This window comes from Cupriavidus sp. FW305-F7 (assembly GCF_058782875.1).
Genome location: NZ_JBYSYC010000010.1, coordinates 86,677 through 104,151, shown reverse-complemented (window position 1 = coordinate 104,151; position 17,475 = coordinate 86,677). Strand labels below are relative to the sequence as shown.

Genomic DNA, 17,475 nt, shown 5'->3' with positions numbered 1-17,475 from the left:
GAAGTCCTTGCTCAAGCAGCGCAATTCGCAGCTCAATAGTTAGTGGTAATGCTGTCGAAGAGTCTAACAGGTCCGCCAACATGAACCATGCGTGCGCGACGAAAGCGCTCCTTTTCCCTGGTCGGCGGGTATCTCAGACATTCTCCATCAACTGCCAGTCGGCAGCGGCCACTGTCGGCTTTGCGTCAGCCGACCTCCCCGCTTTCGGTGATGCATCTTCAGTGAGTTGGGCAATGGCCCCCAGCAGCAACACCGACATCGTTCGCACGAGCGCACAAACACCGATAGGTAGGCTTCGGCTACATATCCAGCTCCAGCCGACCTAGTATGAGTCGTATTCTAATAACCGGAATGGCAACCTCGCCCATTCCGCCGAGGCCTTCAAGAGTTAAGCAGCGCCTATAGAACCTCTTGGTCGACAAACTTGCTCCATTTTATTAACGCAGGAAGCAGTTGAGAATCCGCAAGCGAGCATCCGGTCTGGTCTATGACTTGCTGCCCGCCTTTTCCCGCCTCGGTCGGAGAGTGGCCTTCGCCCCTTTCCAATCGCGCAAGCATAGGCCCGTAGCCAGGCTGCCAAGCACCTAGCCCTTCGAAAACCGTTCGTAGGTTTGCCAAAATTTTCATGCCAGCGAAATCCAGGTCGCCCCAAAACCAAGACTGCAACTTAATCCCAGCACGCAACCACCCCAGAAACCTACTGGCGTCTTTCTCCTCAAGTGAGCCATAGGCTGCGAAGTAGACGGAAGCCCCGGTGGGCGACCGCAAACGTTTGGCGCTCCCCTTGAAGCCCGACGCAAACACAAGCCCCAAGCTATCGTAACGGCCGGTTGCGTCTCGTGTCGCCTGTTCGAAGGTGGCCTGATTCTCGATAAACAGCACCCCCGAAAACCCGCGTCTCGGCAAAAAGACCTGCAACTGGACAGGCATCTCGGGAACCCAACCAGTCCTTTCGGCGTCCATGCTCGCGAAACCACTAGCCGACCTTCAGCCTCCTTAGCAATTCGATTGAGGTATGCCGGTCAGGACCTTCCGCCCAAGCATCGGTATGCAAAGTGTCAACAAGGTGCAAATGTCCTAACGACCAACTCACTCCTCAGCCTTCGTCGTCATCATGGCTATGACTATTCAAGCCGCTGTACTGCAGGAAGGGGCACCCCTCCTCGAAAGACATTGGCCTCGTGCGGGCGTCCCTTTGGGTGAACTTGGCACGCCCGCCGTATCGTCGCCTGGACATGACACTCTGAATGAGCTTATGCGCGGTATCCAAGTGTTTCGGTACCGTTGAAATGAAGCCGATAGGTGCCCACAGGCCACCGCTGCCCGGAAGTGAGAGATGATAGGCAGCCGCCATGACCCCGGTGGGATACAGTATCAATTCGACCCTACCTTTCATCAGCGAACCTTCATTCAATGCCGGTCTCGAGAAATGAAGTTCACTGAGTTGTGGCACACGGAATTGAGCAACGATGTCGGTCTCCTGTCCTTGCTCAGCGTTTGCAAAGACGAACAGTGAATCGGAAATACCGCCCGTCCTGAGGACGCTTGTGAACTGTGCAACCGCCTTGGCGAAGGAATCGCCACGTCCCCAAAGTTCATAGTCTGGAGTCAACCAGGCCAGGGACGTCAGCAGCTTTCCATGGCGCCGCTTTCCTTCACGCCTATCTCGAATCCGAGCAACAATGCGCTCAACGTTTCCCTGGAGGTATATATTGCCGAACAAGGAATCCACACCCTTCTGGTACTTCACATTGCCAGTCACGTGCACGTCGGCCAAGTACCCTGCCAGGTCGAACTTCTTGCCGGTTAGGTATTGCCCCATCAGCTTCAGGTCAAATGCTTCAATGAACTCTTCCAGGCCTGGAGTACCCAGTACAATCGTCTTGGGGATGGCTGCCGTGACCTGCTCATTGACGAACTGGATGAGCTCTGCGGGAGCCGCACGCTCAAAGATTTCATCAATCCTTCGCTCAACCTGGCCGTCCTGGTCGATGGAAAACGACACCGGAATAGGCAAGTAACTGCGCCGCTTGCTCTCAATGTCCTCAATGGAGTGGACGCCGAAGGATTTCTCCCTGAGGTCATCGCGCATTGAGGCAATCTCTGGATAGCGCTGCCGGTAAGCGAGCCTTGCCCTCTCCTTACTCTCGCCCAAAGCATCCTCCGCCGCATTCAGTTTGATGATGTTGTCGGTGGGCAACTCACCAGTCACAGGGCGCAGCGGAGTGAAGGAAATCAAGTCAAACGTGACCGTGTCCTTCTTTAGTTCGACCTTGTTGAATCGTGGGTGGTCTCCACCGGCCTCTTCGAAACGCTCAATGGCGAACAAGCTCAGCTGAATGTCTTCTTCGACAAGCTCTATGAGCCCCTGCCTCGACAGCGATTCCACTACGGACAAGGCCTCGCTATCCGTAAAACCAAAGTAATTCCTGAGCGCCGGCATGGGGACCCTGCCGCAGACTCGCAGAAGCCGAAGGACAAATTCCGTAACGACAGGTAGGCGCTCATCGAGCGCAATGTAGGCCTCTACACGAAATGTCTCAATGGGGAGACCGAAGGTAACTCGATTGAATTCCGCTTGAATGGTCATTTAATTCCCCTGAAACTGCTTGGCAGACAAGATGCCGGCACGACCAGCCTCAGCCAGCGACCTAACCTTGGTCAATGCCCTACCCAGGGGCCGATTGATGTTTTTCCCACCCCACATCTTCGTCGCACCGACGATAAACAAGCGCTCCATTGCGCGCGACATGGCCACGTTAACTCGGTTGGGACTATTCAAGAACCCTGATGACTGCCGTACGTTGTTGCGTACTGTCGAGAGAATGATGATTCTGTTTTCCTTGCCCTGGTAGCTGTCGACGGTGTCGACCTTGACCAAGCGACGCGCGCTCCCCAGCCAAGTGGCCTCGGCCTTCAGTTGGTCGATGACCTGCCGTTGTTTCTCGTACATGCAGATGATACCGATGGGCGGTTCTTCTGGCTGTAGGTCCTCCTTCAAGGAGGCCATGAACTCGTCAGACTCGACAATCTGACGTAGCAAGTTCATAACGATGCGAGCCTCAGCCATATTCCACTTATCCTTGCCGCCGTCCGACGCCTGCTCGAAGCCGCGCTCGCCAATTGGGGATGTATCAATCCAAGTAACCTGATTGGAAAGATTCTCTGGCAACAGGTCATAGTACTTAGGTGGCGCTCCACGCCCGGTGTCGAGTTTCGCTTGGTAGAAACAAGATGAGACCACCTCACCGATGTCCGGCGCCATTCGGTACTGGCTCCACAGAGTTGCACCCACCTTCCGACCATACTCCGAATCAAAGATGCGCTCGAAATCGCTGCTAAACAGCTGTGAGTCTTCTTCTACAGAGAAGCGTTGGCAGATTGCGCCCTTGACCTCGTCGGCGAAAGTTGGTGGCAGCTGATGATGGTCGCCCACCAGCAGAATACGGTGACCGGCCTGCATAGCGACCGCGAGCTCGCTAGGTGCTGCGCGGCCCGCTTCGTCGATGATGACCCAGTCGAAAACGTTCTGGACGACGCCTGCACCGCGGTAGCCGATGCCAACCAAGGTCCCTGCTACGACAGTACGAGACTTTGCCAAGAACTCAGCAAAGTTCGCATCCGACGAACCAAGGGCGCTGACCCATTCATCAGAGAGATGAATCAGCCTTGTCAGACGCTCGATGGCATCTTTCGACCGCACCTCATACTTCTGGGCTAGCCTTTCCTGAAGCTGCACCACAGTCTCCGCTGGAGAGAGCTCTCCTTCAAAGTCATACAAGTCCGCAGCAATTTCATGAAAGGTCTCGACCAGGGCTCTGACCCTGGCCACCAAAGCCTGACTGGCATCTTCGCCCTCTGCAAGACTTCTCGCTTCGAGTTTGGCAATCCGTTCGCAAAGCATTCCCAACCGCAGGTACAGGTCAACGAACTCTGTAGTGAAATCACGAGGCAGCCCCAGCGCCGACGCGAGTCCAACCATACGCTCCTTTTGCTCAGCCTTGAACCTCTCCCGATAGGCTTGCTCGATGGAAGTGGCATGTAAGTGGCGGATAGAGTCGGACACGGCCGACTCGCTACCGAGGCGAACCGCATTGAACTCGATTCCTTTACTTCGACAGAGCTCCAACCCTTTTTCCAGAGCATTGTTGACGGCCTCATGAGCCTGGCTGACCAACAGAATTCGACGAGCGCTCTCCTTGGTCATCAAGTAGTGCAGCAATGAAGCGATGAACCATGTCTTTCCGGTGCCAGGAGGCCCCTGCAGCAGACTGATTGGGCCGTTGCCGAGTACCTTGCGAAATGCCTCCTTCTGGCTGGGATTCAGCTTCTTGTTACCCTCGGAATACGCTTCCAGGTCGTCATCGCTAGGCTCGATATATTTGTTTGACTCAAGGAAGGCCGCTTCCTGCCGTTCGAAGTATTCAATGAGGCCTGGGACAACAGCCTTGTCGCCAAGAATCCGGTCGACCGCGAATCTCCTGCGTGTAAATGACCCCTTCTCCAGGTTGCTGATGAGCCGGAGCTTGCTACCAATCTTGAAGTTGGCCTTCGGATACGGCTTATCAATCGCCAGTTCCGCCAGCTCCCCGAATGTGGTCTCTTTAAGGTTGAGCTGACCACAAGGCTTCCACACGCCGTCATTGGTCTGACTCTCGACAATGACGGTATCCGAGCGCTCGTAATCAATCACTCCATTGTCAGCGTGGTACGGAACCAAAATCTGACCGTCCTGCGATGGATTGCGACGCTTCTCTCCGGCAATAGTGACTGTCGTAAATGCGTCCTCTTCTGCATCCAAGAGCGCCTTCCAGAGTTCCGGAACTGGAATGGCAGATTCAGGGGAGGTTGCTTCCCCTACTGCCTCACATCCTTCCTGAACGGTTGCAGCAGGCTCTCCTACAGTCTCTCCCCCGGAAGCGATTGCCGGAGTCGGTACGGGGGTGGGCAGCTTCCTCTTGATGCGCTCGTCCTGAAGTAGGAACTGGACAAGTTCCCTGACATCGGAAACGGGACCGTCCACAAGATGTATACGAACTGGAATCTGCCCATCGGCCATTGTCTGGGAACGAAGCAACTGGCTCTGGGATATGGAGCTTGCTCTAACAAACTCGGCGGCGTCGTCAGCGAGTTTCCAGGAGAAAGACAGCTGCTTGCCAATACCAGTCACCCAGAAGCGCAAGCCACCCTTGTACTTCTTGTCCTCCTTGGCCTCCACATGAAACGTGCCGTTATCGGAACGCATCTCTCCTGAAACCACACCCGATTGTGCAAGCTTCTGGACGACCACGGTAACTTCCGGCAGTTCGGCCTCATCCGCCTGCCCCGCCACAGCGATAGCTCTCGACAACGGCTCGAGAGTGGACAGTGTCTTTTGCTCGAGAAGATTCGCAATCTCCTCGTAGATTCTAGGAATTGGATACTCACCGGAAGTGGGATTCTCCCTCGAGCACTGCAGGAGCTCAGTCAGAACAGCTGCAATGCCGTACCGGTCGCGCTCAAACGGAGTCAATGACTTGTAGTTTTCCGGCAAGTAGGCCGTTGTGTAGTGGTCATCGGCGTCGAGACGGAAGTCCAGCACATCAATCAATACAGCCGCTCCATCTTCTTTTACGATGATGTTCTGAGGATGAAGGTCACCATGAGCGATTCCCAATGCATGGATTCGCGTCAAGGTATTCAACATGGATTTGGTTACGGCCAGGCGTTCCTCATATGAGGGGGCACCGCTCAACCAGTGAGTCAATGTCCCCCCTTCGACCCATTCCAAGACGAGCAGCAAGCTGCCTCGTGATAGACCGAAGTCCAAGACCTGCGGCATTCCAGCTATCCCATAGCCCTTGATAAGTCTGGCGCGCTCGAGGAAGGACAGCAGGCGGACAGCTTGGTCCGGTTTCTTTGTGTCGGGGGCCACCCTGAACCACACCTTGACCAGCTTGGCCTCGCCGTTCCCCGCAGACTTAAAGAACCAAGCATCGTCGGTATCGGCCAGCGTCTCAGTTTCTTCGTAATCCCTGTCACGCGTAGCCGCCTTATAGGCCTCGAATGTAGTCAGGTCAATGATGCTCTCCTGCTTCCTTGCGGTAGCCGCATTGAAAGCCTCGAGCATCTCTCGAGCATTCTCGAACCGTTCCCCAGGTTCCTTGCAGAGCGCACGCTTGATGAACTCAGTGAGTGCTCCCTCGAATGGGTCCTCCGCTCGGCTAGACCATTCGTAAAGTCCGCCTACCTTGGGTGGCTTCTCCCCAAACAAGACGAGGTGTGCCAAGGCCCCAAGCATGAACACGTCGCGTCGATAGGGAGATGCTGGACTTGCACCAGAATCTTCAGGCAGCGTCGACTGCTCGACTTTCACTTTCTCGCGGAAGGCGCCGACTGTCTTCATCTCTGGATAGTAGGCCGCAGGGAATCCAGACAAGACAACCTTAGCTGGACGGTCAAGCCAGATGCTGTGGTCACCCACGTCACGGTGGGCGACACGAAGGTCATGCAGTTCCGCGAATTTTGAGAGTAACGCCTTGGTGAGGGTCAGGCGCTCTTCGGGAGACAGCTTAGGGAGAACACTATGGGTGAACTCCGCCAGGCGGGTTACCTTGCTCGGCAGGAAGAACAACTCAGAGAAGTCCAAGCTGACATCATTTGGACTCTTGCGTGCCACCGGCCGCAGCAGGCTAAGTGACAGTTCCTCGTTCCGGTCTGCTACGTACTCATAGACCCGCTGCTCCCGAAGTCCAATGAATGAGCGGTCCTTTTCTCCGATGAGCTCCAAGCCAATAGCCGTGAAGTCCCATTGGCGCAGCAAGGCAACCGTTGCCGGGTCATCCTTCGCCGCCGCGCGATACTCGTTGTAGAGCTTCCTAGGGTGCTCAAAGATTGGGTTCGCCTCGGGCCGGAAGCCATCGACGATGTATTCCCTAGGCTTGAAGGATGGCCCCTCGAAGAACAGGTCATACTTGGCTAGATAGTCGAGAGGGTTGAACAGGACTCTGCCCCAGAGATAGTCCTTGTAGCACGTCTGGTACCTGAGCGTCAGAAACTCAGTCATTGTCAGGACTGAGCGCTCTTCGTCGGACGTCAATTTCATTTCTTTGACGTCCCCATGCATCACGACATAAGAGCTGATGAACGGAGTTTTTTCCCGGCCAAGCTTCTGCTGCATTAAACCAGCTAATTTCTTAGCATTCAAATTGGCCTTGGCCACCGGCGAGGTCCCACGGCACTCTCCATCCAGGTACCACTGCTGCCCATCTGACTCAAGTAAAGTGCCATGCCAGTTCTTCAGCTCGACCACAACGATGTGGGCATGCGTCACGAGCACTAGGTCAAAATCGTCGTCCCCTGCCCCGCGCCCGCCCCGGGCGATGGCAAACGAAGCATAGCCTTTCCATTTCCTACTGAAGTCTGAAGAACTAAACTCTCGCTGTATCTGCTGATGCGCCTCCACTTCTGCCTTCGGAACGCCGGTCTTTTTAAGAATCTTTATTTCCATTTCGCTGTCTTGTAGTGGTAGCAGGCGCGGACCAGGAAGTCCAAAATTCAGCCAATCAGGAATAGCGTGCCGTCAGCAGTGCGACGATGATGCTCCGTGAACGCTTACAAGCGACGGATGGATTGTCCCCAATGTTATTCCGTTCATGACCTCTTCTTCTTCCCCGAGGAGACAGCCTTTTTCTGGCTGCAGACTTCATCTTCGCTAATGCCGTGCGTCCGGCAATAGTCGTCCACCAAGATTTCAAACATGTTGGTCAGACTCCTGCGCTCCTGCTCGGCGGCGGCCTCCAACTTGCGCTTCATTGTGGGGGTAACCCGAAAGCTCAGCCCAACAGTCTTTTCTGCTTCCATGGACGGCATTGGCGTTTGTATAGCAAACCACCATACATTCCCGCCCCCAAAAAGTCCAACCCCCAATCGGGGGAGGCTGATTCCCTTAAGTATGAGGAAGCCTCGTGGCGAGGCTCGCCGCTTGGGCGGACAGGTCTTGTCCTTGGCGGCAGTCAAGCGCCAGGCAATCCGTAGGCCGCTACCCGGAGACAACCGATAGCTGAAGTCGAGTAGCTCGCCGGACCCAGTCACCGGCCCTAACCGACCCTGTCACTGCTGGCGAGGCCAATCAAGTTCTCAAGGCCCACGTCGACACACGACTTTGCCCACCCAGACTTGCCAAGGCCGCCCGCGAACCAGGGAAAGGCGGCGGGGCGGTTAAATCGGAAGGTGAAACGAGCAGCGGAGCGCGGTGAGCGGCCCAATGCGGTGAGATAAGGAGGCCAAGTTGTTGGCTTCATAGCCCCAGCCCGGCCTCCTTGGCTGCCCTCAGCGCATACCCGCGGGGAACCATAACTTGTCGAAGATTCATAGGCGACAGTCGAGGAAGGCGAACGCTAGCGAGGCGGGTTAGCGCCGCAGGCGCTCCAAAGGGTACAACAGGGATTAGCCGTCATAAATTCTGAAAATACTACTCCAGTGGAGGTACGTTTTCTGGTAGTCCGTAGCCGCAAGTCCACCAATATTAGCCGCAAGCCCACTGCCTTAACATAACGAAGCGCACGACAGTCCCATCACTGGCTGGCCCTGCATTCGAACTCCCCGTTGGGCTATTATCGCTCCAGGCTGCCATTCGACTGCAAAGGCAATTGCATCCACACCGTGGCAGCAGATGCCACTGTCGCTAATTCCCGCACTGCCGGAGAATCTGTGTCGAAAACCTACTTCGCTTACCACCTATCCCACGTGTTCGGCCCTTTTGGACTGGAGAGCTACCACACCAACAGCGAGAAGCCAGCCGAAGGCGACCTTGTTTACGTACTGTCCGGCGACAAGGACCCGCAAGTTGCCGGTGTGGACTACTTCTTAGAGGGCGTTTTCCGAATTCGCCGCCGGAACATCGGCCCCTGGAAGCTGCGAAGTCTCGACGGTGAGAGCAAAGACTATCGGTTTCGGCTTTCGATGGAGCCACTTCGTCGGCCGGACGGGCCCATTCCTCTACCGAGAGCGCCGTGGTATTCGCGTGCAGAAATTCATCGCTACTTTTCAAGTGGGCAGAATTTCAACCCGCTGCCAACCGACTTGGACTACAAGTCACGGTTCGACGAACTGTTGGCTGGCTACGGGTCAAGTGAGGCCAACGACCTCATCGCGGACCTGGCACAACTAGACCGGGAAGTCGCGGATGACACAGAACGTGAAGTTTTGGCGAAGGCTCGAGTTGGGCAAGGACGCTTTCGTGCTGACCTAGTAAAAGCATGGGGAAAAGGAGAAACGTGTGCGCTAACGGGGCTCGGGGTATCGGAGATGTTGATTGCTTCCCATATCAAGCCTTGGCGTGATAGCTCAAACCGCGAGCGCTTGGACCCTATGAATGGACTGCTTCTGGTCGCACACGCTGACAGCCTATTTGACAGATTCTTGCTGAGCTTTCAGGAAGTACGGGGCACATTCACGAGCGTCCTGCATCCAAGAGTCCGCAGCAACCTGGCCAAGCTAGGGCTGACCCAGGGCATGAAGCTTGATACAAGCCGCCTCGGCTTCTCCGACGAGCATCGGTTCCGCGGTTACATAACTGAGCATCTTCGGCGCCACCAGGAGTTGGTACGACGGGACAAGCCCTCACCCTAGCATCGAGAGCTTCACCGCGAGATGGCCGTCCGCAGCCCAGAACCTCAGCCGTCACCGACAGCATCGACGCTCGCTAAACCCAAGAAAAGTCCGTGGAGACTGCATTGACACACACCCTAACCGCAAAAGAACAATCACTGGCCAAAATCTTCAGTGATGACTTTGTTTTCACCATCCCTGGCTACCAACGTCCATACGCCTGGGGCAAGGACCAAGCGCAGGAGCTTCTGGATGACTTGCTAGGTGCGTTGGCTATCTCGCCGGAACAGCTCAGCGAGGCGGCTCCGTACTTCCTTGGCAGCATTGTGCTCATCAAGGGCGAGGCGTCGGCGGAAGCCACCGTCGTCGATGGCCAGCAGCGACTGACCACGCTGACGCTTCTTCTCTCGGCTATCCGAGCCTCGGTGCACGACGCCGCTGTGCAAGCCGGCATCACCAAGCGCATCTATGAGCATGGCGACGTCGTGTCCGCAACTCAAGCACGCTACCGACTTTCATTGCGGGAACGCGACCGCGACTTCTTCCGTAAGTACATTCAGCATGAAGACGGTCTGCCTACGCTGATACACCTCAACACTCCACTGGCAGATGCACAGGCGCGCCTTCGTGGTAACGCGCAAATGTATATGGAACGGTTGGGCAAGTTGACTCAGCCCGAGTTGATACGGCTGGTACGGTTCATTATTACCCGGTGCTATCTGGTGACCGTGGCGACGCCAGACTTGGATTCTGCCTATCGCATCTTCGGAGTACTAAACAGCCGCGGCCTGGACCTGAGCGCAACTGACATTCTCAAGGCCGAAATCATCGGCGGCATTGCGCCGGCACTTCGCAGCGCATATACGGAGAAGTGGGAAGACAAAGAAGAAGACCTTGGACGAGATGAGTTTAACGACCTATTCGGTCACATCCGCATGGTCTTCCGCAAAGCCAAGCCTCAGGGTACTTTGCTCAAAGAGTTCAAGGAGCATGTCGCCCCAACCAAGCAGCCACGTGAGTTTGTCGATGAGATTCTGTTGCCAATGGCCCAAGCTTTTGGCGAGCTGCGCGACGCGGACTACGCTAGCCACAGGCATGCCGAGCAGGTTAACGAACACCTACATTGGCTCAACCGACTTGAGTTTAAAGACTGGGTGCCGCCCGCCCTTGCGTTCTTTGTAAGGTTTCGCGAACAGCCGGACTTGGTTCTGACGTTCTTCCGCGACTTGGAGCGCTTGGGGTATTCAATGCTAGTTCGAAAGTCGGGCGTCAACGAACGCATAGAGCGCTTCTCGTCCCTGACCAGCGCCGTTGAAAGCGACCAGGATTTATTTGGAGAGCAATCTCCCCTGCAGCTCTCGCCCCAAGAGCAGCATGAGACTTATGCCGCACTGAACGGTCCACTATATGACACTCATTCACCACGTGCTCTAGCCCTCCTGCTGCTACGGCTGGACCGCCTGTTGTCCGATGGGAGCGCAACCTACCAGCATGACGTGGTATCTGTCGAGCATGTTATGCCTCAGCAGCCGGCGCCGAACAGCCAGTGGCTAAATTGGGTGCCCGAAGCCGGTGCACACCAGCAATGGGTCCATCGTCTTGGCAACCTCGCGTTGCTGAGCCGCAAGAAGAACAGTGCTGCGAGCAACTACGACTTCGAGCGGAAGAAGTCAGCCTACTTCACCAAAGGCGGCGTAAGCACGTTCGCCCTAACAACCCAAGTACTGCAGCATTCAGACTGGACCATCGGAGTAATGCAGTTGCGGCAGAACAGCACGCTGAATATCCTCGAGATGCACTGGCGCCTACACAACCGCAAAAGCAGGGCAGACCTCGCCGAAGCTTTGCTGGCCGAACTCACAAAAGCCAGTGACGACGTGATTTTTGAATTGGAAAGCACTAAGCATGGACTCAGCGCCCTCGCTCGGGAGGGCGGCAAGGATTTCACTATCGTGTCCGGCTCCCAGGCCAAACTGGATTGGACTGGACAACCTCACTCCTATCAGCAATTGCGCGAAGAGTTGCGCCGTGAGGGCTCTCTACAGCCGTCAGCCGATGGCACTCATTTGGTATTCACTCGGGATGTAGCCTTCAGTAGTCCTAGCGGAGCATCGGCGACGGTGCTCGGACGTACAGACAATGGTCGCAATACCTGGCGCCTCAAGGGAACATCGATTACATATGCCGCCTGGCAAGACAATTTGCCGGCATCCCAGCCAGCCACTGGGCGCACGGAGGCCTAGCCGCGGCACCACTTCACGGAATCCATTTCGATATGGAGAACTCGCGCCGGGTTATCAGCCCATGGCCTGGCGAGTCGATGCACCGAAGACAAGCCGGCGGCCTTGCTCGACGGTACGTACGGCTCGTGATGAGACTTCCATCACGAGCGTATCTTCCTACCTATCTACCTATCTACCTATCTACCTATCTACCTATCTACCTATCTACCTATCTAGTCAAAGTTAGCCATATATAGGAATCTTCTTTACTGATAACCGGTATTATCAGGAAAGATTTTATGACCACTTTCCAGGATATGCGGGTACGTGGGCATTACAAGGTGTCGCTGCGATGCTCGATTTCTCTTGCCCAAAGCATTGCGATTGGTCGACAATACAACCCAACGCTTCGCAGACAGCGTTCCGCTCGCAAATGGAGAATCCCAGCTGGGCTCTGCATCTGGCATTTCCACATCCATGCACCAGCCTTCTGTAGCGGGTCGCAGGTGAGCGAGCAACCGTCGACCCGCATCACATCAAGAGCTCGACGTGCACAAACTCCCTTTCCACAGCACCGCTGAGGCCAAAGAGAACGCCTCCGCACTCCACAAGGCCTTTCAATTTTACTCGTTGCGCTACGCATCGGGCGAGGACTGCTCACCAAGCGCACTCGGCCTACAGCGAACTCAAGAGATTATGGCAAGAGCACTGGGTTGCACCGGCTGGCGCGATTTGACGAGGACCGTCAGCCTTGGGAGGCCGGCAGCTTATTTCAACTCCGAAGGGACTGCAGAACCGCGACATACCGAGCTTGCAGCTAAATTTCTTCCATTTCTGGAGCACGAAGATAAGGATAGGAGAATTTATGCAGCCTTATCCTTTTCCGCGTTTGGATGTAGCCCTTCCGCCAGAAAGGAGGCCATTTCGACAATAAAATTGATGCCATGCGAAACGGTTGAGCAATGGCATCAGCTACAGATGCTCGAAAGCGGGTACCGGCACGCCACAAGGTATAACCACGGATGGCCCGCTGAAGAAGCAGCCATGTTTCATTGGCAGTACGAAAGAAGGAAGGCAATAATCCTGGGAATTCCGGCTCCCCCGAAGCCGCGTATATCGAAGGGACGACGAAAAGCGTTCTGAGAAGCTGCCAGGCGCGCAATCCCGTGCCGGGAGGCTTCGTGGTCTGGATGTACCGTGAAGCCTCGAAGGTGGCTAGCCCACTACTGTGCCTCTGAGGGCTCCGTCATGACCGGCAGTATCTTGCCGCTTACAGCCAAACAACCGAGTTATTGGCAGAATGTTGCCGGTAATTGCAAAGCGAGTTCGCTGCTGAACTAATCGGAGTGACAATGAGGACGTCGACGACAGGTGCAATTAGACATTTGACGCTCGAGGAGATGGAAGCGGAGCTAGGCGAGCGACTGAAAGTGTACCGCGTGAATTTTTGCAGGCTGGACCAAGCTACCGTTGCAGCGCGTTCGGGCGTCAGCGTACGTGCTTTGCGAAATCTCGAAACCGGCAACGGCTCGTCCCTGCGTACCCTCATTTCCGTGCTCCGCACTCTTGGACGCGAAACTTGGCTGGATACCATTGCTCCCATGGCGACCATCAACCCCCTGATGTTGACCAGAAAGGCTCAACCGCGCCAGCGCGCCAGCAAGCCAAGACGTAAGACGCTGGGTTGACAACGTTCTCGCGGGAAGAATGGATGCTCGCGTCCTTTCGAGACTTGTAATGCTTAAAGTTACCGTTGAACTTCTGTCACCGGGCCAGAATGGCCGCGGCCGAGTAATAGCGACCGCAAAGCTGGGACGGCTCAATCGCGGCACAGCTCCCGACTATGTCGTTGAATTAGTAGAGGATTTGTACAACCATCCCGAGCGAGCGGTGATTAGCAAGTACCCGCGGTTCGCGGCTTCAGTGTGGGACTTGATTGCTCGCTCAATTGCAGTCGCATTGACGGGTAAAGAAGAGCTTCCGCCTCGACCTCAGCCTTTGACCGTACGTGTTCACCGCTCGGGAAACACCGATTACGTCCGCTTGAGCGAGATACCCGAACCAGCAGCAACAAAATTCAGAAAACGCATTGAACATTCGGGTTGTCCTGTCATAGAGGAGGACCCAACGCCGATGGACTGTGTCTACGCCTCAGATTGGTTCGACTTTCTGTCAGGCCGGAGATAAGCCCAGGCTCGAACTTTTGAGGACAACATCCTGCGTCGAGCTGGAGCCATACAGGGTGCTTCACTTCGCACGCCCAGGAAACGGCACCATTGGGCGGCGAGCGTGCGTGTTATTTCGGGCACGCGTCCAGGAAACGATGGATTACTAAAGTGTGTCAACCACAGTTGAGGTGTTCGGTGGTAGGTGCCGAGCCCACCATCATCAGGCGAACTACGGAGGGATTCGCCTGCGAAAGGTGCTCCGTTTCCGCGCGGTAGTCATATAGGTGATGGATTGCCATGGCAATTGCGCACGAACGCCGAGTAACTTACCACGTGCCTAATCGGAAAATGCAACGGCGTACTCCCTCACCGAGCGGAAGCGTCCGAGTTGAGACACATTTTCACTCGCCCCCTCAAGTGTCCGAGTTGAGACACTTTTTCACCCGCCCCACTCAAGTGTCCGAGTTGAGACACTTTTTCACCCGCCCCACTCAAGTGTCCGAGTTGAGACACTTGACCGTCAAGTGTCGGCGCAATCTGCCCACCGGCTTGTGATATTTAGCGTCCCAGCAATACGGCCCTTTTTCGCAACGCTTAGGCTCGTGTGGCCGGGTATCATCCCATCCAATCCAAGCCTGAAAAGCAGTAGGTCAAACTTGGCTTCGTGAGATTTCGTTCTAGCAAGGCCAATGCGGTCGCTACGTAGGTCGAGTGAACTGGTTTTGTCGCATATCCGCTATTGTAAGTGGGGGACTGTGTCCGGTGAATCAGGGGGCTGCTCCAATCAGCATCTCAAGCACATACGGATTGGCCTGAGAAAGATGCCTTATCTCGGCCTGGTAGCCATAGCGATGATGAATTGCCAGAGCTACCGCGCACGACCGTGAGTATATTTCTCGGACATTGGTGATGAACCCGCCGGACAGGTCCGGCCATCGCGACGGTTATCGCACAGGCCAGCATGGCCTACACCATGGGAATGGGCGTAAAAGCCCCACGTTCCCCTCGGCCAGGCGCGTCGTTCACGGCCCGGCGGACGGCTATGTCGAAGACCTCACCGAGTCGGTCGGCCATGCTGCAACCACCACAGAAAGCTTGGCGCCGGCCTGTCGTGCTGATTGATAGTTATCAGTTGACGGCCCTCCATGACCAGGGACAGACCTAGGGTGTCGTAGTTCAGAAACTTGAGGTGCCCACCATTGGCCTCCCTGTAAGACTCCGAGTCCGGTTTACCCAGCTTTTCAACGATGTAGTCCTCGGAGCCGTGGTGGTAAATGTCTGTGCGGACGCCGGCCACCGTGACACATCTCGCTTTCGGGTCGTTTCTATCCAGCGTCATGCACTGGACGGACCGCACGGACTTTTGAGTAGGGTCGAACTCTACGTTCAAAATGAATTCTCCAATATTGAGATAACTCCAACTCGTGAAGTCTTCAATCCGGGACCCATTAGGGAGCCCTATGGCGACGTTGAACGATTTCCCGTCAGTGCCGTCTCTCACAATTGAGGGTCGCCCGTGAGTGTAAAGGACCTCTTGTGGCGGCGTCCCAAACTTAATCCCTTTGAGGCCGGACAGAGTTTCTTTGAACCCCTTGTAATCATCCCAAAAGGCATTTCCTACCTTGAATCCCTGGAGGCCCCCTACGAAAACTATGAACGCAACCCCAACCCACACCAATACCCGCTTCATTTCAACCTCGTTGTGATGAGAAACGCCAATTGTATCGACCGTGACATGACAGGAAAGTGCAAGCGGCCGCGGGGTTTACTGATTTAATTTTGCCAGGCCTTCAGATAGCTTCTGAACCGTAGATGGGCCACACGCGAAGATTGCCCGCGCCATCAATCTCTTCGTGGAGGAAAGCACAACTCCGCTGGCTGGAGCGACCCCGCGAGGGTGGCTGTTGTCCGAGGAACTCGAATCACCAGAAACTGAATTCCGACCCACTCGGCAGGATACGTGTCCAGAAAACGATGGTTTTCTGGGCATGCACGAAATCATCGCCGCCAAGCCGCGCTATACCCTTTTAGATGTTCAACATTCCCTCCAACAATCAACATCCGGGAAAGGGTACGCATGACAGTAATTGGATACGCGCGGGTCAGCACTTTCGAGCAGACGCTCGACCTCCAGCGGGACACGCTGAAGGAGGCGGGAGCCACCTGCACCTATGAAGACAAGGCAAGCGGCAAGTCGACCGATAGGCCGGAGCTCGTTCACTGCCTGAAGGCGCTGCGCGAAGGCGACACCTTGGTCGTATGGCGGCTAGACCGGCTGGGGCGAAACCTGCAAGACCTTATCCGCATCGTCAACGACCTGGAAGGGCGCGGCGTCAAATTCAAATCCCTGAAGGAGTCCGTCGACACCGGCGGCCCTGCCGGCAAACTGGAGGTGTTTCATCTGTTTGCTGCATTGGCCGAGTTCGAACGTGAGCTCGTCAGAGAGCGAACCATGGCCGGCTTGGAGGCTGCTCGGGCTCGCGGTCGGAAAGGCGGTCGTCCAGCACTGCTGGACGGGAAGCAGCAACGAAAAGCTCTGTTGATGATGAAGAACCGAGAGATGTCGGTCGCTGAAATCGCTCGGTTTTTCGGCGTGTCTCGCTCAACGCTGTACAGCACAGCCTGCACGCCAAGAGTAGCAGTTGACCGCCTTCGCTCAGGAGCTGGCGCACGCCCTCCGCAAGAGGGTTCTATTAGAACACTCTTGCGTGGCCACAGGAGCAGATGAGGCCCTGTTGAGCAAAATCTGAGCAGATACTCGAGCAAGTACCAAGCTGCCGGAACTACTCGTCTTGGCCGGGAAGGCGAGGGCTTTGCACGACTGAACACGCATCGTGGCGAACCAGCGAGGTCTCGTGCCCAGAGGCCAACTCGACCCGGAGGCCAGCTCGAGCCTAGCAGGCGCCCCATGCCTTCGCGGCTTCCTTCGACTCGGCCTGCAACTGCTTGATGACGTCCTTAACGGGTTCAGCCCTGAAATTGGCTACGAGGTAGCCGATACGGGCAGCGCCCTTGGCCGTGACCACAAACGGTACGTCTCCCAGGCCCCAGACATCAATATCTCTTTCGTTCAGGGCTCTTTCGGCCTTCTTTGAGGCCGGCCTCGGGTACCCCCGGTCCATCAATTTCAGGATTCCGACCTCCGTGAAGATGTCACACTCGCGCGAATCAAAGATTCGGTACTTCCGGTAAAGGAGATTGGTGAAATTGCGGCTGTTGTATCTCTTGGTCAGGCACATCATGCCAAGCACAAGTGCCTCCATGGGCGGCAGTGCTGCCACAGCCTCTGTGCCGGCGCCAGGCGTCACCTTATCGGTGAAGTAAAGGCTCATCAGCGATTGCAGGAACGGCCAACTCGGGTCAGTCAACTTCTTAGGTGCCAACATAAGCTCTATAGTGATATATACACAACATTTGTTTTGTTCGTGACAAGACATCCTTATTGGCTCACGGCAATGGCGCTGTCTTCCTTGAATCCAATGCCGGCTTGCCGA

General features: G+C 55.7%; 10 protein-coding genes. 4 read left to right on the top strand and 6 right to left on the bottom strand.

Annotation, left to right across the window (positions count from 1 at the left end):
• Nucleotides 1-399: 399 nt before the first annotated feature.
• The 4 genes from AC3WL8_RS11910 to AC3WL8_RS11895 all read right to left on the bottom strand — a co-directional run bounded on the left by AC3WL8_RS11910 (nucleotide 400) and on the right by AC3WL8_RS11895 (nucleotide 7,842).
• Nucleotides 400-963, bottom strand: a complete 564-nt coding sequence (locus AC3WL8_RS11910; RefSeq protein WP_492378303.1) for a Wadjet anti-phage system protein JetD domain-containing protein — start codon at nucleotides 961-963, stop codon at nucleotides 400-402.
• 133 nt (nucleotides 964-1,096) lie between these two features.
• Nucleotides 1,097-2,590, bottom strand: a complete 1,494-nt coding sequence (locus tag AC3WL8_RS11905; protein ID WP_492378302.1) for a hypothetical protein — start codon at nucleotides 2,588-2,590, stop codon at nucleotides 1,097-1,099.
• A complete protein-coding gene (locus tag AC3WL8_RS11900; protein WP_492378301.1) occupies nucleotides 2,591-7,489 on the bottom strand; it encodes an AAA domain-containing protein in 4,899 nt (1,632 codons plus the stop codon).
• 143 nt (nucleotides 7,490-7,632) lie between these two features.
• Nucleotides 7,633-7,842, bottom strand: a complete 210-nt coding sequence (locus AC3WL8_RS11895; protein ID WP_492378300.1) for a hypothetical protein — start codon at nucleotides 7,840-7,842, stop codon at nucleotides 7,633-7,635.
• 849 nt (nucleotides 7,843-8,691) lie between these two features.
• Here AC3WL8_RS11895 and AC3WL8_RS11890 point away from each other — a divergent pair.
• The 3 genes from AC3WL8_RS11890 to AC3WL8_RS11880 all read left to right on the top strand — a co-directional run bounded on the left by AC3WL8_RS11890 (nucleotide 8,692) and on the right by AC3WL8_RS11880 (nucleotide 13,501).
• Entirely contained in the window at nucleotides 8,692-9,612 is a 921-nt protein-coding gene (locus tag AC3WL8_RS11890) for an HNH endonuclease (protein WP_492378299.1), read from the top strand.
• A 104-nt stretch (nucleotides 9,613-9,716) separates the two neighbouring features.
• Nucleotides 9,717-11,834, top strand: coding sequence for a DUF4357 domain-containing protein (locus AC3WL8_RS11885; RefSeq protein ID WP_492378298.1), 2,118 nt, complete (start codon nucleotides 9,717-9,719; stop codon nucleotides 11,832-11,834).
• A 1,364-nt stretch (nucleotides 11,835-13,198) separates the two neighbouring features.
• A complete protein-coding gene (locus AC3WL8_RS11880; RefSeq protein ID WP_492378297.1) occupies nucleotides 13,199-13,501 on the top strand; it encodes an XRE family transcriptional regulator in 303 nt (100 codons plus the stop codon).
• 1,534 nt (nucleotides 13,502-15,035) lie between these two features.
• Here AC3WL8_RS11880 and AC3WL8_RS11875 read toward each other — a convergent pair.
• Complete coding sequence (locus AC3WL8_RS11875) at nucleotides 15,036-15,671, bottom strand: hypothetical protein (RefSeq protein WP_492378296.1); 636 nt, start codon at nucleotides 15,669-15,671, stop codon at nucleotides 15,036-15,038.
• 387 nt (nucleotides 15,672-16,058) lie between these two features.
• On the opposite strand from AC3WL8_RS11875, the gene AC3WL8_RS11870 reads away from it, so the two are divergent.
• Nucleotides 16,059-16,709 (top strand): recombinase family protein, encoded by a 651-nt coding sequence (locus tag AC3WL8_RS11870; RefSeq protein ID WP_492378295.1) that lies wholly within the window; start codon nucleotides 16,059-16,061, stop codon nucleotides 16,707-16,709.
• Between the two features lie 166 nt (nucleotides 16,710-16,875).
• Here the strand turns inward: AC3WL8_RS11870 and AC3WL8_RS11865 are convergent, their stop codons facing one another.
• Entirely contained in the window at nucleotides 16,876-17,313 is a 438-nt protein-coding gene (locus AC3WL8_RS11865) for a hypothetical protein (protein WP_492378294.1), read from the bottom strand.
• Nucleotides 17,314-17,475 lie beyond the last annotated feature (162 nt).